The organism is Blastocatellia bacterium, from assembly GCA_016713405.1.
GTDB lineage: Bacteria > Acidobacteriota > Blastocatellia > Chloracidobacteriales > JADJPF01 > JADJPF01.
The window spans coordinates 251786-274665 of sequence record JADJPF010000022.1 but is presented as its reverse complement, the minus strand read 5'-3'; the positions used below and the strand labels follow the sequence as shown (position 1 = coordinate 274665).

Annotated in this window: 18 protein-coding genes and 2 pseudogenes; 9 read left to right on the top strand and 11 right to left on the bottom strand. The window is 33.2% G+C overall.

The features are described from left to right. Window position 1: 1 nt before the first annotated feature. Window positions 2-478 (bottom strand): hypothetical protein, encoded by a 477-nt coding sequence (locus tag IPK14_22655; GenBank protein MBK7996070.1) that lies wholly within the window; start codon window positions 476-478, stop codon window positions 2-4. A gap of 329 nt (window positions 479-807) precedes the next feature. Between IPK14_22655 and IPK14_22650 the strand changes: the two genes are divergently transcribed. After that, window positions 808-1197 carry a hypothetical protein gene (locus IPK14_22650; protein MBK7996069.1) on the top strand — a complete coding sequence of 130 codons (390 nt, stop codon included), beginning with the start codon at window positions 808-810 and terminating at the stop codon, window positions 1195-1197. Window positions 1198-1268: 71 nt separating this feature from the next. Here IPK14_22650 and IPK14_22645 read toward each other — a convergent pair whose 3' ends face one another. The 6 genes and pseudogenes from IPK14_22645 to IPK14_22620 all read right to left on the bottom strand — a co-directional run bounded on the left by IPK14_22645 (window position 1269) and on the right by IPK14_22620 (window position 7858). Continuing rightward, window positions 1269-2024, bottom strand: a complete 756-nt coding sequence (locus IPK14_22645) for an enoyl-CoA hydratase/isomerase family protein (protein MBK7996068.1) — start codon at window positions 2022-2024, stop codon at window positions 1269-1271. Between the two features lie 146 nt (window positions 2025-2170). After that, on the bottom strand, window positions 2171-3937 hold the full coding sequence (locus tag IPK14_22640; protein MBK7996067.1) for a DUF3160 domain-containing protein: 1767 nt from the start codon (window positions 3935-3937) through the stop codon (window positions 2171-2173). Between the two features lie 60 nt (window positions 3938-3997). Further along, a complete protein-coding gene (locus IPK14_22635) occupies window positions 3998-4246 on the bottom strand; it encodes an FHA domain-containing protein (GenBank protein MBK7996066.1) in 249 nt (82 codons plus the stop codon). After that, on the bottom strand, window positions 4243-5277 hold the full coding sequence (locus IPK14_22630; protein ID MBK7996065.1) for a serine/threonine protein kinase: 1035 nt from the start codon (window positions 5275-5277) through the stop codon (window positions 4243-4245). The genes IPK14_22635 and IPK14_22630 overlap by 4 nt, the downstream gene beginning before the upstream one ends. A gap of 155 nt (window positions 5278-5432) precedes the next feature. Further along, window positions 5433-6120: pseudogene (locus tag IPK14_22625) on the bottom strand (response regulator transcription factor). A 4-nt stretch (window positions 6121-6124) separates the two neighbouring features. Further along, window positions 6125-7858, bottom strand: a complete 1734-nt coding sequence (locus IPK14_22620) for a HAMP domain-containing histidine kinase (protein MBK7996064.1) — start codon at window positions 7856-7858, stop codon at window positions 6125-6127. A gap of 440 nt (window positions 7859-8298) precedes the next feature. Here IPK14_22620 and IPK14_22615 point away from each other — a divergent pair, with 440 nt between their 5' ends. Together IPK14_22615 and IPK14_22610 are read left to right on the top strand one after the other, a co-directional pair. Continuing rightward, window positions 8299-10359: a VWA domain-containing protein gene (locus IPK14_22615; GenBank protein MBK7996063.1), complete on the top strand. Its 2061-nt coding sequence runs from the start codon at window positions 8299-8301 to the stop codon at window positions 10357-10359. A 48-nt stretch (window positions 10360-10407) separates the two neighbouring features. Continuing rightward, window positions 10408-11340, top strand: a complete 933-nt coding sequence (locus tag IPK14_22610) for a VWA domain-containing protein (GenBank protein ID MBK7996062.1) — start codon at window positions 10408-10410, stop codon at window positions 11338-11340. A 96-nt stretch (window positions 11341-11436) separates the two neighbouring features. On the opposite strand, the gene IPK14_22605 is transcribed toward IPK14_22610, so the two are convergent. Next, window positions 11437-12417, bottom strand: a complete 981-nt coding sequence (locus IPK14_22605; GenBank protein MBK7996061.1) for an EamA family transporter — start codon at window positions 12415-12417, stop codon at window positions 11437-11439. Window positions 12418-12461: 44 nt separating this feature from the next. After that, complete coding sequence (locus tag IPK14_22600) at window positions 12462-12734, bottom strand: DUF2917 domain-containing protein (protein ID MBK7996060.1); 273 nt, start codon at window positions 12732-12734, stop codon at window positions 12462-12464. Window positions 12735-12914: 180 nt separating this feature from the next. Here IPK14_22600 and IPK14_22595 point away from each other — a divergent pair, with 180 nt between their 5' ends. The 3 genes from IPK14_22595 to IPK14_22585 all read left to right on the top strand — a co-directional run bounded on the left by IPK14_22595 (window position 12915) and on the right by IPK14_22585 (window position 16949). Then, on the top strand, window positions 12915-14351 hold the full coding sequence (locus tag IPK14_22595) for a PLP-dependent aminotransferase family protein (protein MBK7996059.1): 1437 nt from the start codon (window positions 12915-12917) through the stop codon (window positions 14349-14351). A 111-nt stretch (window positions 14352-14462) separates the two neighbouring features. Next, on the top strand, window positions 14463-15278 hold the full coding sequence (locus tag IPK14_22590) for an ankyrin repeat domain-containing protein (protein MBK7996058.1): 816 nt from the start codon (window positions 14463-14465) through the stop codon (window positions 15276-15278). Between the two features lie 252 nt (window positions 15279-15530). After that, window positions 15531-16949, top strand: coding sequence for a tetratricopeptide repeat protein (locus tag IPK14_22585; protein ID MBK7996057.1), 1419 nt, complete (start codon window positions 15531-15533; stop codon window positions 16947-16949). A gap of 31 nt (window positions 16950-16980) precedes the next feature. Here the strand turns inward: IPK14_22585 and IPK14_22580 are convergent. After that, window positions 16981-17534 (bottom strand): annotated as a pseudogene (locus IPK14_22580) (Uma2 family endonuclease). Window positions 17535-17768: 234 nt separating this feature from the next. Here IPK14_22580 and opgC point away from each other — a divergent pair. Then, the gene (gene opgC / locus IPK14_22575) at window positions 17769-18875 is read left to right on the top strand and encodes an OpgC domain-containing protein (protein ID MBK7996056.1); all 1107 of its coding nucleotides are present in this window, start codon (window positions 17769-17771) and stop codon (window positions 18873-18875) included. Between the two features lie 24 nt (window positions 18876-18899). Further along, window positions 18900-19715, top strand: a complete 816-nt coding sequence (locus IPK14_22570) for a prolyl oligopeptidase family serine peptidase (GenBank protein MBK7996055.1) — start codon at window positions 18900-18902, stop codon at window positions 19713-19715. Between the two features lie 15 nt (window positions 19716-19730). Here the strand turns inward: IPK14_22570 and IPK14_22565 are convergent, their stop codons facing one another. Next, entirely contained in the window at window positions 19731-20051 is a 321-nt protein-coding gene (locus IPK14_22565) for a hypothetical protein (GenBank protein ID MBK7996054.1), read from the bottom strand. Between the two features lie 184 nt (window positions 20052-20235). Between IPK14_22565 and ppc the strand changes: the two genes are divergently transcribed. Next, the gene (gene ppc, locus IPK14_22560; protein MBK7996053.1) at window positions 20236-22875 is read left to right on the top strand and encodes a phosphoenolpyruvate carboxylase; all 2640 of its coding nucleotides are present in this window, start codon (window positions 20236-20238) and stop codon (window positions 22873-22875) included. Window positions 22876-22880 lie beyond the last annotated feature (5 nt).

The window sequence follows — 22880 nt, the reverse complement described above, 5'->3', positions numbered from 1 at the left end:
CTTATAATTTAGCTAATTCTAATTGGTTAGTTAATTTTTTAATAAAGCTTTGGCATTCATCTAGAAGTTGACCACGATTTTTTACTACTGATCGCAAAGCACGTTTAGCGCGTTCGGCTTCTTTTGGTAGTTCTTCAGCAAGATGATCAATTTCTTTACTACTTCGTGAAATAACAATTTCAGCCATTTTTTTTTGTAATTCTTGCATAGTTATATGAAATTCTGTTGCTAATTCACGTTCTGCAAAAGTGAGTAACATAATCAAAGCTTTTAGCTCAGAAATTGTTAAGGGTTCGGTTTTACCGCTTAATAAACTGTGTCCAACTTTACTAGCAAGTTGGCAATTTTCTATGCTTACACCCATTGGACGGGCTAAAAGTTGAAGATCTGATTGGTTAAAAGCAGCTAAACTTGTAGTTAAGAGTTGTTGCAGTCTTCCTGGTAGGACAACAGATATTGTAACTGTTTGATTTTCCATAATGCTTTTTACTATAAACTAAATTTGAAAAATTTATATAAATTTCAAAATACGCTAGTTATTTTACCTAGAATTTTATTAGAAGCAATAGCAATAAGAGATTGCACTTATTTAAGATTTATATACAATTTTTGTAACGCACTACACGTAATCGGGTAACAACAAACAAAATTGGGATAAAAAAAACTTATCCATCCTATAGAAATAACGCCAACTAATTGATAGTATTAATTTTAATTTGATGTTAAAATTTCTATTACTTTGGCACGCAATTTGATAAGAAAAAAAACAATTCATCCCAATAAATTAAATAAAGCTGGTAATTTGTTATGAAGTTAATTGCTAAAATCACATTTTTATTATTCTTAGTCACTAGTTTAACATCAAATGCTGCCGCGCTAATAATTCATAATTCTACATTTAATACCTCTAGCGTAGTAGTAGATGATCAAAAAGATAGAGGCGGCAGTGGTGATCAAGGTGGAAGAGGCGGCGGTGGCGGTGGTAGAGATGGTGGATATGGCGGCGGTAGAGATAGCGGTGGCTCCAGAGATTATGGTGGCAGTAGAAATGAAGGCCCGAGAAGCCAACCACGGGAATATAATCCACCTCCTAGAAATGATTCTCCTAGAAATGATTCTCCTCGTTCTCGTGACGGAGAAAAAACCAAAGAACCTTTAGTTATTCAAAGAAAAGATAAAAAAGGTGGTTCAGAGTAAACTTAAAATTTATCTCTTTCTAAAAAACAAAACCGTGTAAGACATGCTCTTACACGGTTTTTACTTTTTAGTTACTTCTTTTTAGCCTTTAGTGATTCAACCAGCATTCCCATTCGAGCGCGAGTATCTTTAGAAAACCAAATATTAATAAAATCGCTATCTCCAAGCCTACCAAGCATTTCAAGTTTTTCTACTCGGCTAGCTAGTAATTCTTGCTTAATACAAGTCATAGCATCCCATTGTTTACTAGCAATTTCTTGAGCTAAAGTAAAAGCTCGTTTTTCTAGCTCGTCACTTTCGCAAACTTCATCAATAAAACCTACTTTTAAGGCTTCATCTGGTGAGTAAAGCAATCCTCGATAAATTGCATCAAAATGTGAAGTTACAGGTAGACGATCTTTAACTATTTCTAAAACCTGACGAGGAAAAGGTATACCAAGCTGTATTTCATTAACACCAATTTTTATTTCAGAACGTGCCATAATTCGATAATCTGCTGTTTGAGCTAAAATAGCTCCTCCAGCAATAGCATTGCCATTGATTGCAGCTATTACGACTTGAGGCAATTTAACTAGCCGAATAAAAGTGCTAGAAAATTTATTTAGAAATTGTGTTAATTCTACTCGGTCATATTCCCAAAGTTCTAGCAAATTAAGACCGGCTGAAAAAAATCGGTCATAGCCCGTTAAAATCACACATCCAGCGGGTTTTTCCTGCAATTGATCTAAAATCTGGGTTAGCCCTGTTAAAAAACTTGCTCCCATTGCATTTGCTTTGCCTAGCTGCATTCTTGCTATTGCTATGTTATCTCGATATTCTACCTGCATAAAACTACTCCTTAATATAAGAGCATATCTTCTAAATCACTTAAGTTGCTAAATATTAATCTAGTCACCAATGAATATCACTATTAATTAACCAGCTATTCACCGAAACTTACTTTATCTGTTAGGTCATATTTTATTAAACTTATTTATTCTGTTGTAGTTGTAGAAATATAGCTTTGTTGATAAGGCATGATTATATTTTCTGTAATTACTATCAAAGGTTTAATAATATTCTGTTGGTTATCAGACGTACAATAATTAGTTATTGCTCCTTGGCATAGGTATTGTTTATCTTGGTAAGTAATTACTACATAAAGGTTTAGAACTTGTCCAGCTATAATTTGATAATTTGAAGTTTCATTTTTTATTTTTAAGTTAAAAATTTGATCAAATTCTTTTGACCCATAATTACCTAAGACAAAACTAAGTTCTGCTAAAGTTTCTCCATAATTTTCTAGTAAATCTATTTCATCTTCAGAAAGCGAAATAGCCGATAATTGTTTTTCTACAATTCTAAGAAGTAGTTTATTTACATTAATAAATTTATCAACTTCTGAAATAAAAATTCGGTTTTTTAAAAGCACACCTTGCAAACTATTAGCCATATGTAAGATAGCAGCAAAAAAGGCTTTATTTGGCTCCACATAGCCATGAAAGTCCTGGCGATAAAGATTAGAGCTATGGCTAGTAGCAGTGCTTTTTATTGGTTCTATAAGAGGTTGTTGGTAACTAAACCAACTGACAGAAACTGTAGTTGATAAACGGTCTTGCCAGGCAGGAGAATTAACAAATTTAGGTAACCGTCCATCCTTATTTGTTGTTAGCAAGCTACGAAAACAATTAACTAAATGGGTATAATGGGAATTAGGATTTTTTTCTTGCCAAGAAAGAATCTGTTTTAATACTTTTAGTTTTTCATCTTCAAGATTTTCAGTATGATAAAGACTAGAAAAATCTAGCTTTAGTAAAATTTCTGCTCCAAAAACATCTTTTAATTCTTGGGCTAAAGAAACTCTTTCGCCAAATAATTTAATAGGCTCTTTAGTAAAATTTATACGCTCACTTAAGCGTTGGAAAGTTTTTATATGTAGCGTAGATAGTTCATTTACAGCAATTGAGTCATCTCCAAAAATATAATCAACGGTTGGAATAAGTTCAAATAGAGTTACACCTTTTCTACTCCCTATTAAATAATTAAGTGATAGATCTATTTCCTGCCAAAGTCTTGACAATCGCTCATCGCTATCAAATTCTAGTGCTAGTAGCAAAGTTTGTTCAGCAGCCAGATCATCACTTAAGATAACTTGCCAATTCTCTAACCAAGTAAGTAATTGAAACAACTTTGCTTGATTGCTATCAATATTATTTGGTACTTGAAAAACTTTATAATCTATTTCTATACCTAATAGCGGTGATAACCCTATAGAATCAGCACAATTAATTAATTCAAGCTCATCTTTTACCAAGTTAGGCAGCTTTTCCTGATTCTCTAAAATGGCACTTAATAGTTGTAGTTTTTCTACTGTTTTTTCTATGGCTAATTTAGTTTTTGCATTAGGGTTAATAGAAAGCCCTGCTAAAGTCTTTTCTTGCAACAATTGCATCAGCATCAAAAATTTAGCATTAGTAATAGTTACTAGTCTTAGATTTGCTTCTCGATAAATAATATAGTAGGTTTGTAAAAGCGAGTCTGCTGTTACATAAGCTGGCAGGCTATGAGTTAAATAGGGAAGATAAACTTGTTTACTAAAAGGAGGCTTTGCAACAAAGCCTTTTTCATTTAAGTAATTTACTGCTTGTTTATCAGACTCAATTACATTTTTACCAATTATTTTTGGTTCTTGGCAAAGGACTGGCACCTTTAATAAGTTTAAGCAGATAAGTAAAACAAACAAAAATCTAAGTATTTTCATAAGCTAAAATTTGTTTCTTAATTTTTATTTCTTCTATTCCTATAACGCCAAGCTACAAATTTAACCACCAATATAATCAGTACCTTTTTCAATAATAAATTCAAGAGTAGTTTCACCTAAACTAATACGATCTCCGCAGCGCAATAACCTTCTCTCATAAGGATTAAGGTTTTCCCCATTTAGCGAACTCCCATAAGTGCTACCAGTGTCTTCAAAATAGTAATTATTGGTTAATTTTAATATTCGTGCATGTTGCCGAGAAATTTTACCTGACCCATCTATGTCAGAAAGATCTAGGTCAGGAATTATTTTTTTGTTGCATCTTTTCTTCCAATTGAGTAATTAGATGCAATAAAACATAATTCATTTATTTTCTTTTTCTTGCAATAAATTTTAAGTCTTGCACTTAGTGTAGGTTGATGTTGAACTTTTGCTTTCCACTCACTAGGCGGATATTTCAAAGTAGTATCAAAACATTCTGTAGAAAGCCTTTGCTCAATTAGGTTATTTAAATGATTTTCTAGCTCCATTTTCATTATTTGCGCTGAAGCAAATCTATTTTCAGCCGCTTTTGCAAGTGCTTTTACTAGTATTCGCTCCATTTCAATAGAAATATTATTGTTTAACTTTCTAGGCAATATTCCTAGTGAAAAATTATTTTTTTCTTCAGGGATTTCTGGAATCATCCCTGTAAGTAGATGATACATTGTTGCGCCAAGAGAGTATATATCTGAAGTAGTTTCTACTTTACCTTGATAAAGTTCTGGAGGTGCATATCCTAAAGTTCCAATTGCTGTAACAAAGTTAGCAGATGACTTAACAAATCGTGCTATTCCAAAATCTATTAAGAAAACTTGCTGAAGTGTTTCATTTAATATAATATTAGGTGGTTTTAAGTCTCGATATATTATAGGAGGATTTAACGAATGAAGATAATTAAGTGTATCACATAGTTGAATAGCCCAAATCGTTACTTCTTCTTCTTCTAACCATCTCATTTGAGATTGATTTAGTTTTTGCTCTAGGGTTTTACCTTCAATATATTTCATTACTAAAATAAAGTCGCCATTAAATAAAAAGTAGTCATAAAGTGTAGGAATTGATCTATGTTCTAGTTTAGATAATATGTCTGCTTCCCGATTAAAGTCCTCCATTGCTTTTATATACTGTTCATAGTTGAGAAACTCACCATTCATTTGTTTTAATGCTAAAAAAGCATTATCCATTTTTAAGTCACGAATTAAATAAACCCTACTTGTTGCACCTCTACCAATTCGTTTAACTACCTCATACCGATTATTAATAATAGTACCTGAAAGATAAATATCACTTAAAGTCATCAGAATAATCATCCGTTTTGGACAAGATTTTATAAAAGAAAAGTTCAGTATTAAGCAAACGCTAGAAAATATGCAAGGTTTGATTGATTTAAGGCTAATAGAAACTTTGTAGTATTGGTTTGAAGAAAAGTAAAATCTGCATAAATTTTTAGAGTCTATCCAGTAAATTTATAGCCTAAGCCATAAACAGTTACTATATGTTGTGGATGATGTGGGTTAACTTCTAGTTTTTGCCGTAGTGATGAAACATGAACATCAACTGTTCGAGTAGAAACCATTGCATCATAACTCCAAACAGCGTCTAGTAATTCATTTCGAGAGATAATAAGCTCCCTATGTTCAATAAAATAGCGTAATAAGGCAAATTCTTTTGCTGATAGTTCAACTATTTTATTTTGACGCTCAACTTTTGACTTACGCATATCCACTTGTATTAATCCAAACTCATATGTATCTACAGAACTGCTTATTAAAATATTGCTACGACGAATTAAAGCTTCTACTCTTGCTAGTAACTCCAACATATCAAACGGTTTAGTTAAATAATCATCAGCACCTAACTTTAATCCTACAACTCTATCTGTAATTTCACCTTTAGCAGTTAACATTATTATAGGCGTAAGAATATTACGCTGGCGAAGATCCCTACAGACATCCAGGCCATTTTTTTTGTGGCAACATAATATCTAAAATAATTAGATTAAAAGACTTTTCTATTGCTTTCTTAAGTCCTACATCCCCACTACGTGCTAACTCAACCTCATAACCTTCTTTAACTAATCTATCTGTCAAAGTGCGAACTAGCCCAGCTTCATCTTCTATTAGTAAAATCTTCTTTTTCATAACTTTAAGATACTTTTTCCTCTAAGTTGCTAACAACTTGAACAGGCAAATGTAAAGTAAAACTACTTCCTTTTCCTAGGGTACTTTCTACTGTTACTCGTCCTTTATGAGCTTCAACAACATTTTTTACTAGACTTAAGCCTAAGCCACTACCAGGAATTTGCTCTGAAACAACTTGTTGGCTACGATAAAAAGGTTCAAAAATATGTGATAAATCAGATTTATTAATCCCTAAACCATTATCCTTAACAATTATTTGCAAAAAATTTTCCTTTGGTGAAAACGCTACTATCAAACTTATATGACGATTTTGGTTGCTATATTTTACTGCATTACTAATTAAATTTTGAATACAACGATGTAAGGAAGCCCAATCACCTTTTATAATTGGAAGTGAAGGTTGTATGTTGGTTTCTAGCTGAATTTTATTTTCTTTTATATATTGGTCTAAATTTTTAATAACACTATTAATTAAATCCTCTACTTCAATTGGATGTAGTTTGGCAGGTTTCCAACCTTTTTGTATTCGAGCAAATTCTATTGCTTGCTCAACCATATCTGTTAACCGATTAACTTCATGATTAATCATTTCCCCATATTCTTTAATATCTTGAGAATTAGTAATTATACCGTCAGATAAATTTTCACTTGCAGAACGAATAACAGCCAAAGGTGTACGTAATTCATGAGACATAGCTGTAACAAATTCTACCTTTTGTTTAGCTAATGTTTGTGCGCGGTGAGTTGAAATACAAAACATTATTAGACTACCAAAAAGTAATAATAAAATACTGGTGCCAACAGCTAAATTACGTTGTTTTATGTTGGTTACTGCTTGCTCTAATGAGCCTTCTGGATGATTTATTATTAAAAGCCATTTACCACTAGTTATATATTCTCGATCAGTATTTCTAGGTTGAAAGCCTTCAGATCCTTGATTATTAATAGGCTTTTCTTTAGGTAAATCCTCAAAAAACATAGCCAAAACCTTAACCGTAACATCCCCTGTAGGAGAAGTTTTATTTGTGTTTTGGGTTTGTTGTAAAGATTGATAGATTATTTCTGTTGGCCGACTTTTGTTAACAAATGTTAAGTTATAGTCTAAATTTTCACCATCTCCAAAGTAGTATTTGGCTAGATTAGGGATAAACTCATATTTAAGGTAATGCAAATTAAGAGTTACAACTGCAACACCAAGCAGCCTTTCATAGTTGCTGCCACTCAACACAATAGGATTAATTAGTGCAGGAATTTCTTCATCTGTTCCTTTAAAATTATATGCTGTAATATTACTTAGGTATTTTTTATCTTCAAGTTTATGGCATAAATTAACAAGTTCAGGAGGTTGTTTAATCTCCTCAATACGTTTTTCTAATAAGTTAGCTTTGGTTATGTTACGGATGTGATTATTTTTGTCAAAATTAATAAAAAAAATATCTCGAACAAGTTTTTTAGGGCTTCCCTTTTTATTTAGGTTTTCATAGCAATTTATATAACTTTTACAAATTTCCTGATAATCTAAAGAATCTGAAAAACAAAAATTTAAATTGTTAATGCGTCTATTAAATTCTCGACTAAATGCAATTGCTGTTGTGCGTAAATTTACTCTCATTCGCTCACGTTCAGACAGGCTTATTTGATTAAGCCAGCGATATTGTAAAACGCCGAGTAAAGGTAATAAAATAAGTAATATAACTGTAAAGACTAATAATAAAGACTTATTTTTTAAGATACTCATAACTATAAAATTATTAATATTTTGTTAAATTTATTTAATGAAATTTAGCAAAAAACCTTAATTAGTTAAAATAACTCTCCCTATTCTGTTGTTTAAGTTGTTATAGTAGAAATCAACTACCTAGAAGACTTTACATTCTTTACAATCTTAAAGAAGTTTTACCTTCTCTTAACCATTCAATCTTGCTTTTTCCTTAGAATACAACTCTATAAACTTTAATGAGTTAAGAAAATGATTGCAAGAAAGGTTGTTTCTTTCATTTTCTCAATAATGCTCATTATTATCAAAACAATGCTTATAGTAACCTCACTTACGAAAATTAAATAGCAGTTGGTGCAATTTCTTATTTTTTAATTTTTGCACCATATGTTTTTAATTTTTCTGCACTAGATTTTACATATTACTAATAATTTAATTAAAAACTGGGATAAATAAACATTATGCAAAACTTTATATCTTTAAATATTACAAAAAAAGTCTCTATTTTTGCCTTGCTAATATTACTCTTAACTTACTTATCTATAAGAACTTCTGCACACTTTCAAGAAGAAGAAACGGCTGTACGTATTAGCACAGAATTAGTGCAATTTGATGTAATAGTTCAGGATAAAAAAGGAAATATTGTTAAAAACCTTAAACCAGAAGATTTTGAAATATATGAAGATAAAGAACTTCAAGAAATTGCCAACTTTTCTTTTGTAGATTTACAATCTAAAACTTCTCAAAATAATTCAAAACAAACATCAAATGTTGAAACACCACTACCAAATAAAGAGCTTCAAAGCAAAAATCAAATAGGACGAACAATTGCAATCGTTGTAGATGAAATAGCTATACCTACAGATACTATAGCAAATATACGTGATGCACTAAAAAAATTTATAGATAATCAAATACTACCTACAGACCTGGTTGCAATTATTAGAATAGGAGCAAGTGCTAGAGGGATACAACAATTTACTAGTAACAAAGAATTACTTTATAGAGCAGCAAAAGAAATAAAAGGAAATATAACCTATCTAAACCGTAGTGATCTTAAATCCGTTCCCAATTTACAGATTGAAGGAGCTAGTTCAGAGTCCACTAACGAATTAGTATCTTTTCAAACTTCTGTTTCAGAAATTAAGTTTGTTATAGAAGCCTTAAAACAAATGCCTGGTAGAAAATCAGTAGTTTTATTTTCTGCCGAATTTCCTGGTAATGAATTAAGCAGTTTATCAGAAGCAAGGCAAGAGCTTAATAATTTAATAGAAGTAGCTAATAGATCCTCTGTAGTTTTTTACACTAATGATGTTAGGGGAAATAAATTTTTAGGTGTAACAGCGGGAGACAATTTAGATCTTCTTTCTACCACACGAACAACCCAAAATGAAGAAGCAGCACAATTTGTAATAGAAGAAAAACCAGAGGCAATAAAACGCTCCCAACAAGGACTTAGAACTTTAGCAAGTGCTACAAATGGTATTTTTACCGTAGAGCCTGAAATTGGAATTAAAACCGCCTTAAATGACCAACAAGGTTATTATCTAATTGGTTATACTCCTAAAAAAGAAACTTTTAGCAACAAAGATGCTTATCATAAACTTTCTGTTAAAGTAAAAAAATCTGGTTTAACTGTAAGAACTCGTAGCGGTTTTTATGCTGTAGAGGATAAAGAGCTAAAGAAAATTACTCCAGAAGAAGAACTTCTTAAAGCAGCTATTTCCCCGCTTAATAACAGTAGAATAAATATTCAGCTAACACCAACTTTTATTTATAGCAAGAGCGAAGGCAATATTTTACGCTCAACAATTCACATTGATTGCCCAAATTTGTCTTTTATTGATCAAGAACAAACAAAAAAACTTTCCCTTGAAGCATTAATTTATATTTTTAGTCAAAATGGTAATTTAGTTAATCAAATTACACATAAAAATAACATAACTATTCCTACTGAAAAACACCAGTCTTTACTCGATAATGGCTTTGCTTTTTCTCTTAATACAATAGTAAAAACACCTGGTACTTACCAGCTAAGAGTAGTTGTCCGTGATGCTGTTAGTAATAATTTAGGGACTGCCGGACAACTAGTATTTATTCCTGATGTAAATTCAAAAGACATGTCTTTATCAGGGGTAGTTCTAGCAGATGAAATTAATCTAAAAGCTGACACTAGTACCCAACAACCAGCATTATTAGCTTTAGCAAGGCGTAAGTTTAAGTCAGGTACAACTTTGCAATATAACTGTCATATTTATAACCCACCTATTGATTCAAAAACTAAAACTCCCAACCTCAAAATACAAACAACTGTTTATAAAGATAGTAAAAAAGTTCTCTCAAATGATTTTTCTTTAGAAACAAAAGCTCAAGAAAATTTCCAAGACTTGCCAATTGAAGGCAAAATTTTACTAAAGAAAGATTTGCCCCCAGGAAAATATATTTTTCAATTTCTTGTTACTGACTTAGCAAATAAAAAGCACTTTCAAACCCAGGAAATAGACTTTGAAATATCAGAATAATTCAAAAATTAAGTCAATAAAATAGTGGTAAATAAAGGTTGAAAAACTATGTCTACTAAAATTTATAAAATAATAAAATATATATTTTTTTTATTTCCTATAATGATGATGTTACTATCTTGTCAGACTTTTGCACAACAAGCTGAATTTGATGATGAGCTTGGAGAAGATAGTATCAAAATAGATTCTATTTTGGTCAATTTGCCTGTAGTCGTTTTAGATAAAGAAAATAAGTTTGTTAATGATTTAACTATAGAAGATTTTAGAGTTTATTCTGATCAAAAAAGACAAATTATATCTATTTTTGAAACAAACAAAGATCCACTTGAAGTAGTTATTATGCTTGATGTTAGTGATAGTATAAAACAACATTTTAACGATATAAAAAAAAGCGCAGCAAATTTTGTAAAAATCTTAAGACCTAGCGATAGAGCAATGATAGTAACTTTTGACTCTAAGCTACATGTTTTAAATAATTTTACTAATAACCACGACCTTCTAAACTTATCTATAAGTAATATGTCAGCTACTCATAGTGCTTCTGGAACTTCTATATATGATTCTTTATATGAAGTTGTCCAAAATTATCTTAAGAAGTCTGGAAAAAGCAGAAAAGCAATTATTTTACTAACGGATGGAATAGATAATAACAGCCGTAGATCGCTTTCTAAATTACGTTACAGTTTAGCTAATTCTAATGTTGTTATTTACAATATTTTATATAACACATCATCAACTAATAAAAAATCAAGAACTACTATGGAACAATTAGCTAATTTTACTGGAGGAAAATTTTATAAAGCTGAAGAAAGTAATACTAGAAAGATATTTAATATTATTAGCAGAGAATTGCAAAACCAGTATCAACTTGGTTTTTATCCTGATAGCATTAGTGAAAATGACTTACATGATATAAGGGTAGAAGTTACCCGGCCAAAAGTAAAAATTAAAACACGCCAAAGTTATTATATTGAAAGATAGAAATTGAAATTTATTGCCCTAAAACTAATAAGTTAGAAAGCTAGTTTTTAGTAATTCATCTTACTAAAAACTAGCTCCTCACAAATCTAAAAATTATTATTCCACCAAACAAACTGCTTCATTATCTACAATTTTGTTAGTAGCCTTTTCTTCTTTTATAGAAAAATCTTTCTTAACACTTCGGCGATTAGTTGTAATTAATATTACAGCAGAGATTAGCAATAATCCTGCCAGTAAAGTGCGTTGTGTAACAGGTTCATTTTTTAGAAACCAACCTAATAAAACTGCAATACCAGGATTTACATAAGCATATGTCGCTACACGGCTAGGAGGTGCAACACGTGCTAGCCAGCTATAAGCAGTAAAAGCAATTAATGAACCAAATATTGTTAAATAAAGCCAAGCAAGCACTGAGTTTTGAGACACATTAGCAATATTAAGCTTTGACCATTCTCCCAAACTTGTCCCAAGAATTGTTAACAGAAAACCCCCTGCTAACATTTGCATACCTGTTGAAAGTAAGGCAGATGATGGAAGTGCTGCACGAGATAAATAAATTGAACCTGCTGCCCAAAAGAAAGATGAGCCTAAAATCATGAAACAACCTAACAAACTAGTATTAGCTAAACCGCTAATTGCACTTGGCCCAATTAATACAATTGTTCCAATAACGCCTAAACACAAGCCTGCAACAACATTTCGGTTAGGTCGATTGTTGTCTAAATACCACTCTAGTAGTACAACCCAAATAGGCTCAGTTGTAATTAGTAGTGCCACTATACCAGAAGCAACATGTTGTTCTACCCAAACAACCGTACCATTACCAACTAAAAATAACATACCCCCAATAAGCAAAGCCTGTCCCCAATGGGTTAAAGTAGGCTTTTCAGAACCTCTAAACCTCGCCCAGAAATAAAGTAAACCTCCAGCTAAGAGAAATCTTGCTCCCGCCATTAAAAACGATGGAAGGGTTTCTAACACATAAACAATAGCTATATAAGTTGAACCCCAAATTATATAAACAGCCGCAAAAGCTAACACTAGCAATAACAAAGAAGGTTTTTCGTTTAGGCTCATAAATTAATTTTCCTAATAAAAAATGTAGTTGATTTAAGTAATTTTTAGTTATGCAACACTGATACACAAGAATTATCAGAAAGTGACTGCATTACAACTAATCCAGAGGTTAAAGTCTTAAAGCTTTGACCTGGTTCAATCAAATGATCTTCCATATCACCTGCTTGAGTAATCCAAAGCGTACCTTGTTGACAATCAATTAATAGAAGATGAAAGTTATTTGGACTCTTCCATAACTCACCTTTTTTTAATCCAAACTGATCTGTTTCAAAATGTTTTTTTTCATTCTGTACACTATTATCAACTAGACTTATCATAATTTTTACCTCCAATTACTTTTCTTGATAGAAAGATTAAAATAAAATTTATTAACAAAACAGATTCAGATTTTATATTTTTGACCAGATCAGATTTTTTGATTAATATAAAAAATAACGAAACCTAAAAGCTTGTATTAACGTATTTGGGCAACTAAATTTACTAGGAACAATACTTATATGGAACAAATAGCCCGTTTAGGAAATGATTTGCTTTATCAACAAGTAGCAGTGCGTATTGAGCAAATGATAGAAAAAGGCGTACTACGTGCTGGAGAAAAAATTCCTTCTGTACGTGCTATGTCACGCCAACAAAATGTTAGTATGTCAACAGCCTTTCAAGCCTATTTTTTATTGGAAAGCAAAGGGTTAATTGAATCCAGGCCCCGTAGCGGTTTTTTTGTTAGACTAGCAAATAAAGATCTCCCTCCCCAACCTAGCCGGACAAATCCACCATTAATAGCAAAAAATGTTGATATTGATGAACTTGTAACAGAAGTCTTTGAAGCAGCACGCCATCCCGATATCGTCCCTTTAGGTGCAGCTTGTCCTAGTTCTACAATTTTGCCAGTTAATAAATTAAATCGCTTAGTAGTTGCTATGACTAGAAAATATGGAGATCGTGCTGTGGAATATGAATTTCCTCCCGGCAATGAACTACTACGTAGAAGAATTGCTCAACGCTCTTTTACCTGGGGAGGTAACTTAACGGCTGATGATATTGTGATTACTTCTGGCTGTATGGATGCCTTAAATTTATGTTTGCGAGCAGTAGCAAAGCCTGGAGACACAATTGCTTTAGAATCTCCTACTTACTATGGCGTTTTACAAACTATAGAAAGTTTAGGTATGAGAGCTTTAGAAATTGCTACAACTCCTAATGAAGGATTATGTTTAGAAGCCCTAGAAAAAGCATTAAATAATAATGATATTAGAGCTTGTTTAGTAGTAACAAACTTTAATAACCCTTTAGGTAGCTGTATGCCAACAGAAAATAAAAAGCAGCTAGTAGATATGCTTTGCAAAAGAAATATTCCGCTAATTGAAGATGATCTTTATGGGGAACTGCATTTTGGTTGCAATAGACCACAAACAGCCAAAGCATTTGATAAAAAAGGGTTAGTGCTACTTTGTTCATCCTTTTCTAAATCCTTAGCACCTGGCTATAGAGTTGGTTGGACGGCACCAGGAAAATTTAAAGAAAAAATAGAAAGATTAAAGTCTATGACAACAATTGCTACATCTTCCTTACCTCAAATGGTAATTGCAGAATTTTTAAGAGATGGAAGCTATGAACGTCATCTAAACCAGCTAAGAAAAGCTTTTTGTGAACAAATTCAAACAACACTAAAAGCCATTTGTAAGTATTTTCCCATAGGAACTAAAGTAAGTCGTCCAACAGGAGGTTTTGTTCTTTGGGTAGAATTGCCTAAACAAGTAGATTCTTTGGAATTACATCAACGTGCTTTAGAAAAAAAAATTAGCATTGCTCCAGGCCCAATTTTTTCTACCACACGCAAATATAATAATTTTATTCGTATAAGCTGCGGAAATCCCTGGTCAAAAGAAATTGAAATGGCAATGATTGAATTAGGCAATCTAGCTAAAAAGTTTTAATAATAAATATTAAACAAGGGTTGCAGCTAATAACTAGGTAAAGTTAGAATACTACTTCCCATTCCATAAATTTATCTCTCAACCAAAGCAGTTTAGTTTGGAGGTGTTTTAATGTCTTATAAAAGAATTGCTTTAATATTAGTTTTTTCATTAATTACTGTAGTTAGTTTTACTAGTAATACTTCTGCGTTAACAATAAATAAAGATGTTACAAAGAGCAGTAACTCTAAAACTGCTAAAATTTCACAAGTATTTGATAAAGCTATAGTAGCCGCAGCTAAAGCAAATGATTTAGACCAAGTAAAAAGCCTACTTGAAAAAGGCGTGCATCCTGACTCTAAAGATGAACAAGGTTGGACGGCTTTAATGTATTTAGCACTTCAAGGAGAAACAGAAACTATTGATTTACTTTTAAGACAAGGTGCAGATATTAACACCAAAAACTTAAAAGGCTGGACGGCTCTTATGTTTGCTGCTGGTTGGGGAAAACTAGAAACTACAGAGCTTTTACTAAATGCTGGGGCTGATGTTAATGCTAAAAGTCTTACAGGTTGGACTGCCCTTATGTATGCTGCTAAACATAGCCAAACAGAAATAATGCAAAAATTAATTGATTCTGGTGCAGATCCAACTGCTACAACTAATTGGGGTTGGTCAGCTTTGATTTTAGCTGCAATGGAAGGAAATGTAGCCTCATTAAACACACTTGTAGCAACTGGAATTAACATTAATGACAATAATTCAGGTCAAACCGCTTTAATGTATGCTGTTAGAGCTAGAAAGGTGGCTAATGTTAGCTTTTTAATTGGTGCCGGAGCAGATGTTACTATTAAAGATTTTCGCGGCTTTACTGCCTTAAACCAAGTAGCAGAAACAATGGATGCTGAAATGTTTCAAGTTTTAACTTCAGCAGGTGCAAAAGAATAGCTAACAGTAATAAGTTTTATCAGTGCATTTTTTCTATCGTATTAAAATAGCCCTAATTTCAGGGCTATTTTTTTCTAAGTTATTTTCTATACCATAGTTTTTTAAGCTACTATAGTTTTATAAACTACTATAGTTTTTTACACCACAGTAGCAAATAAAGCTAGTTATTTTGATAAACTTTTCTCTTTCTACAAGTAAAAATTTAGCTATACTAGCAAAATAGCACTCCCTTAAAACATTCAAGGATATGTTATGTTTAGCCGAAAATTTAACATCTATTTATTTGTAATTACATTATTTATAGTATTTTTTATAACTAACACTGCATTTGCTCAAGTAACACTTGTTGAGACAAACGAACCTCCATCACAAATTGAAGAACTTTTTGAACAACAAAAAATCTTAGCTGATAAGTTTTGGCAAGCTGGAGATTTTCTAGCAACAGAAAAAGCTTTAACACGAGCCTTAGAGTTAAAACCTGATTGGGCAGCAGGCTACAGACAACTTGCTATTACAAAAAAAGCTTTAGGAAATTTAAGTCAGACAAAACAATTTTTGCTTAAAGCTTTAGAAATAGACCCTACAGACTCAGTTAGCCATTTTTCTCAAGCAATAATTCTTAAGGAGGAAGGAAAATTAGATGAAGCATTAAACGCTTTTCGTGCTGCTGCTAAATTTGACACTCAAGATGCTTTTGCTCGTGCTGAAATAGGCAAATTGCTAGAGCAAAAAGGCGAAATGGACAAGGCTATCCGCCTTTTTCGCAAAGCTCTAGAGTTAAACCCAACTTGCGGCGTAGTAGAAAATCTATCAGCCGCGCTACGTAGCAAAGCTGAAATAGAGCGAAATTATTATTCACGTGTTAAACGCCTAGCCCCTTATTTTACTGAAGAAGATGCTGTAGGTAGTGTTAGCGTCAATGTAATTTCCAAAGATACAGGCGACGAAGCAAGCTTGGTTGTCTATCAAACCCGTGTTAAAGCTAATTCTAATGATGTTTTTGCTCACTATGCACTAGGAACTTTGCTTAAAGCGCGAGGAAACTTAAAAGACGCTTTAACATCTTTAAGGGAAGCATTACGACTAGATCCTTCTAACATAGATTTATTTAATGATATTGGATTAACTCTACAAAAGCAGGGAGACTTTACTGGCGCGTTGTTAGAGTATAAAACTGCATTAGAAATAGACCCTGAAGACTATAAAGCTAGGATTAACATTGCTAATTTGTTTCGTCAGCAACAAAATTTTGAAATGGCTCAAAAAGAACTTCAATTAGTCTTAAAACTTGATCCAACAAACGCCCTAGCTCGACAAAATTTAGCTAGAACGCTACTAGCTAGCGGACAAGTAAATCAAGCAATTGAAGAAAGCAAATTACTATTAAAATTTAATCCTTATGATTCTATTGCCCATACAACTTTAGCAACTTCGCTTGCTCAAGCAGGTGATTTACAAGCTAGTGTAATTTCTCTTGAAAAAGCCTCAGATCTTGACCCAAACGACACAGAATTAATACTTAATTATGCGGCAGCACTACAAAAAGAGGGACGTTTTGCAGATGCAGCAGACGCGCTTACTCGATATCTTGATATCGCCCCTGAAGAAGTAGATAGAGTGGAAGTTAAACAAAAAATTTCTAAACTTCGCCAATGGGCTAGTGGCTGGTAAACTACTATTAAAATCTGATAAAAAACAAAAGTTATAAAAACATTTCATCAACTGCAATAGACCAATTTGGTAATGCTGGTTCTGCATAAGCAATATCACCTCGGCGAAAAATCACAGGGTTATCAGGTACATCATATCGATAGGATTTAATAAGATCTGGGCTAAGTAAATCTATATCCCAAACAACTTGAGTGCCAGCCAAAAAATAATCTTCCCTTTTTTTCTTTATATTTTCTTCTGCTTTATTTCCATAATCATTTTCACTTCTAACTTCCACAGCAAAAACTGGAGATCCTTCTAAAAACTTCATCCCTGCGGAATTTCCTACATAAAATGAAGCATCTGGACTGAAAGAATTTCTGTTTGGTAAATTAACTTTGTAGCCTATATTATCAGTATATGCTCTACCTAATTTTGTATTACGTGAGTATAGCCGTAGACTTACATAAATAGCTCCTGCAACTATGTTAGGAAGATCCCTGTTGGTGACATTAGCACTATCTCTCCATTTATTAATTCTGCTTTTCTATTCTCAGATATTTTATACAAATCTTCTATTGTGGCTTGTTCTTTTACTTTAGTCATATTTACTCCTTACATTTAATATTACTCTTCTATTGCCACATCTACAAATCGCTATTTTACAGTAAATTCTGTCATTTTATAAAATAAGAATCCAACCAAATAATTTAGTAACTCTAACCCCATAGACTAACTTATATTAATTAACTAATTGACTAGAGAGATAAAACTTAATAGATTTACTGTTTTTCTTAACCAATAAATTGTTTTCTATAACAGTAAATTTATAAATAACTTATGCGCCGAGATATTACGTTAGACAGCTTGCGAGGCTTATTTTTAGCCATAATGACAATTGATCACTTAACCCTTCCTCTAAGTAGCTATACAATCCACGCTTTAGGCTTTATTAGTGCTGCAGAATGCTTTGTTTTTCTTTCTGGATATGTTGCAGGCATTGTTTATACAAAATTAAGGGTAAATTACGGTAAGCAGCAACTTTGGCAAGCAGCACTTCAACGCGCTGGAACCATTTATTTAGCTCATATCAGCGTTTTTTTACTCCTTCTATTTACAGGACTTTATAGCAATTTTTTTGTCTCTGCTTGGAAATTAAATATTTATAATTTTGCTGATCCATTGCTACTGAATAAGCCTTTTCTAGCGTTAGTTTTAGGCTCAGTTCTACTTTATCAACCTACATTTTTAGATGTTTTGCCACTTTATTTTATTCTAGTGCTTTTAATGCCGTTTCTAATCGAGCAGTTTATCAAAGGTCGTAGTTTAATGGTCATTTTAGCTAGCCTTGGTATTTGGTTAATAGCTCAATTTGGCGTTTTAGGCTTAATTACAAGTTTAGTTGCTAAATATTTGCCTATTCACTTAGGAGCTTTTGATATACTTGCGTGGCAATTAATTTTTGTTAGTGGTCTTTATTTAGGCTTTTTGAAATATCAGCAAAGAGATTTAACTAGCTTATTAAACAATAAGTTAGTAATTATTTCTCTAGTTGTAGCTACTCTATTATTTTTACTTCGACAAGACTTAATAGCAATAAATTTTCTTGAAAGTGAAGTTATCACATCCAAAGAAAGATTAGGTTTACTTAGACTAATCAATTTTGCTACTCTAGTTTACCTAGTAGGGATGTTAAGATCAAAATTTAGCCTGCTATTTGAATGGCGTTGGTTAGCTGAGTTGGGACAACATTCACTACAAGTTTTTACTTTTCATGTTGGGCTTATTTTCCTGCTTGCACCAATGCAAATTAGCTCTTTACCTAAAATTACAGGTTTTTTTGCTACATTTCTTGTTGTACTAAGTTTGGCAATACCTGCTAAACTTCATCAATTTTACCGTGATTATCAAACTGTAGAAGACACTACTTGTAGTGCTAAAGCGTAAGTTTAATAAATTAGGATATAGGCAATGAGTTTTAAGTTACCCATAAAACTATTATTAGCTGGAATGATTATTTCCTTTGCTACAAGTTTTGTTTTTGCTCAAAAAGTGGAAACAGGCTTTCTTAACCGTAGTTTAACTTTTGAGCAAAAAACCTATCGCTATCAAGTTTATGTGCCTTCTCAATATACAAAAAATAAAAAATGGCCTGTTGTGCTTTTTCTTCATGGCAAAGGGGAACGTGGCGAAGATGGTTTACTACAAACTGATGTTGGTATTGCCCAAGCGATTCGTCGTTATGTTGATCGCTTTCCTGTAATTGTTGTCATGCCTCAATGCCCTAGTGATGGACATTGGACACAACCTTTGATGGCTAAACAAGCCTTAAAAACGCTAGATAAAACTATCCAAGAATTTAATATTGACCCACAACGTGTATATCTAACAGGTATTTCTATGGGTGGGGCCGGTACTTGGTATTTAGCAGCAGCTAACCCTAACAAATTTGCAGCTATCGCACCTATTTGCGGTTGGGTCGTACCACCAACCAATCTATCATCATTAAGTAAATTGCCAGAAAATATTACTGCTATTAATCAAGAAAAAGACCCTTACTTGGCTATGGCTAAACTAATAGGAAAAACTCCTGTTTGGCTATTTCATGGCGATATGGACAATGTAGTCATGGTTAGCGAATCCCAAAAAATGGCTGAAGCATTAAAAACTTTAAATAACGAAACCAAATACAACGAATACAGCGGAGTAGGCCATAACTGCTGGGATCAAGCTTATTCTGAAATAGATTTTATCGCCTGGCTACTTTCCCATAGTTTAGCTAAGTAAAGCTAAATAAAGCATTTATCTTCTAACAAATTGTCCAACAGCAACATCTTTAACATCTTTAGTTTCAAATTCTTGAATTAATCTTTCAGCCTTTACTTCAGAAATTCGATTAATTAATTTTTTGGCTTCGTGGTTATCCCGAACAGTCTTGGAAAGAGTAAAGGTGGAGCCAACACAAAAAAACAATCCCATCACCATATAACCTCTAATCCATAAATCTACTGGTAAGTGATAAATACCTAAGCACATAAACACAATGGCAACTGCAAAAGAAATCCAAACAAAAGCCATCCAAGCTGGGGTGTTATCATTAATGGTTGGACGATCAGAATTCATAAGTTTATCTCCTTCAATAGATTATAAGTATTGTTTGACTGATTGGTTAAATAATAACAGTGCTTCTAACTTCAAGAAATTTTTGTTGTGACACTTTTTTAACTGTTTTAGCAAAATAATGTTTTGCTACTTTTGCTTTGTGTTGTTATATATTTTTGTTGCTAATTTTAGAGGAGGGATAAAAATGTCTGATCCACACTTAGCTTTGCGAGAAGATGTTAAATTGTTAGGTGAATTGTTAGGCGAAACTCTAAAAACTCAAGTAGGAGAAGAGTTTTTTCAAGCTGTTGAAAACGTCCGAGTCCTATCAAAAACGGCTCGTGAAGCCGATTCTGATTCATTTAATAAACTAACAGAAATATTAACCAAATTACCTACAGAGCAGGCGTTACTGATGGCTAGGGCGTTTTCTCATTTCCTGAATTTAGCTAATATTGCCGAACAACATCACAGAGTTAGACGACGTAATCAATATTTACTTAATCCTGATAGCAAAGCTCAACGAGCATCTAACACAGAGATTTTTCAAACTTTGCTAGATGGAGGCATTAGCCAAGAGCAAATTTATAGTGCTATTTGCTCCCAACAAGTTGAAATGGTCTTAACTGCTCATCCTACTGAAGTTATGCGTAGAACTTTAATCCAAAAATATAATCAAGTGGCTGCAACCCTCCAACAACGAGATCGACGAGATCTTACACTTGATGAGCAAAACAGCGTGTTTGAAACGTTAAAACGAGAGATTGTAGCTATTTGGCAGACTGATGAAATCCGACGTAGACAGCCCTCGCCGCTTGATGAAGCAAGACGCGGATTTGTGGTAATGGAGCAAATTCTTTGGGACACAGTACCTAAGTTTTTACGCTCACTTGATAAAGATCTAAAAAAATTTACTGGTAGAAATTTGCCTATTGATATTGCTCTAATTAGCTTTGGTTCTTGGATGGGAGGCGATCGGGATGGAAATCCTAATGTAACGGCTGAAATTACTTGGCAAACCTGCATTTTAGCTCGTTGGCAAGCAGCTAATCTTTATTTTCAAGAACTTAACGCGCTTTATTATGAGCTTTCAATGAATAAATGTAGCGATGAGTTACGCGATAAGGTTGGCAATAGCTACGAGCCTTATCGGGTAATAATTGGGAACTTGCGAAAGCGTATGACTAAAACAATCAAATATTTAGAGGAAGTTTTTGCAGGAAATAACCCCTCTAATGATGAAGTATTCCAATATAGCTTTGAATTAAGTGAGCCGCTACATTTATGTTATCGGTCGCTTGTAGAAACTAATTCTAGTGTTATTGCTAATGGAAGATTACTTGATTTAATACGTCGTTTAGCTTGTTTTGGTCTGACATTGGTTAAACTAGATTTACGCCAAGAATCTACAAGACATAAAGAAGCACTTAATGAAATTACTGAATATTTATCACTTGGTAGTTATTCAAATTGGAGTGAAAAAGAACGTCAAGAGTTTCTTATTAAAGAACTTAATAATCGCCGCCCTTTAATTGCACATAATTTTGAAGCTAGCCAGGAAGTAAAAGAAGTGTTGGACACTTTTGCTATGGCTGCAAAAATTGGGGATGAGTCGCTAGGGGCCTATGTAATTTCAATGTCTGAGTATCCTTCTGATGTGCTAGCAGTTGAGTTACTTAAAAAAGAATTTGCAATTACAAAAGGCTTACGTGTAGTGCCACTTTTTGAGCGTATCGACGACTTAAACCGTGCAGAATCAGTAATTGCAGACTTACTTAAAATTGATTGGTATCATAGTCATATCCAAGGAAAACAGGAAGTTATGATTGGTTATTCTGATTCTGCAAAGGATGGAGGGCTGCTAACAGCCGCTTGGAGTCTATATAAAACGCAAGAAAATCTGGCAAAGCTTTGTAAAAAAGAAAATGTAAAATTAACCCTTTTTCATGGTCGTGGGGGTACGGTAGGGCGCGGCGGCGGCCCAACTTATCAAGCAATCCACTCTCAGCCGCCTGGCTCAATTGATGGAAAAATTCGAGTTACTGAACAAGGCGAAATGATCCAAGCTAAATTTGGTATTCCTGGCATTGCACTGCGAACTTTAGAACTTTATACAAGTGCAACTCTAAAAGCTACATTGTTGCCACCATCAGCACCTAAAGCAGAATGGCGCAGTTTGATGGAAGAATTAGCCAACATAGCTTGCTTGGTTTATCGTGAAGTCTTAAGCCATAAAGATTTTATTGCTTATTTTCGTGCTGCAACTCCTGAAATAGAGCTTGGAACACTTAAAATAGGCAGTCGTCCGGCTCGTCGGCGTGTTGATGGTGGAATTAAATCCCTGCGTGCTATTCCTTGGATTTTTGCTTGGACTCAAACAAGGCTAATGTTACCTTCCTGGTTAGGTGTTGGCGATGCTCTTAACAAAATAATCCAACAAGGTCGAGAAGCTGAACTTGTAACAATGTACAATGAATGGCCGTTTTTTAAGACTACTATTGATTTACTTGAAATGGTGCTAGCCAAAGCAGAGCCAGCTATTGCAGCACAATATGATGAAGCACTAGTACCTGAAGAATTAAAATCGCTAGGCGCAGATTTAAGAAATCGCTTTGATGAAACTGTAAAAGTTATCTTAAAGATTGTTGGACATCAAAAATTATTAGAATCTAATAGCGTTCTACGTCGCTCCATAGATGTACGTAATCCTTATGTAGATCCAATAAATCTTGTACAAGTTGAAATTTTACGTAGACTTCGGGCTAATGCAGAAGATTCAACACTGCAAGATGCTCTACTAGTTACTTTTAATGGCGTTGCTGCTGGAATGCGGAACACTGGATAAAATTT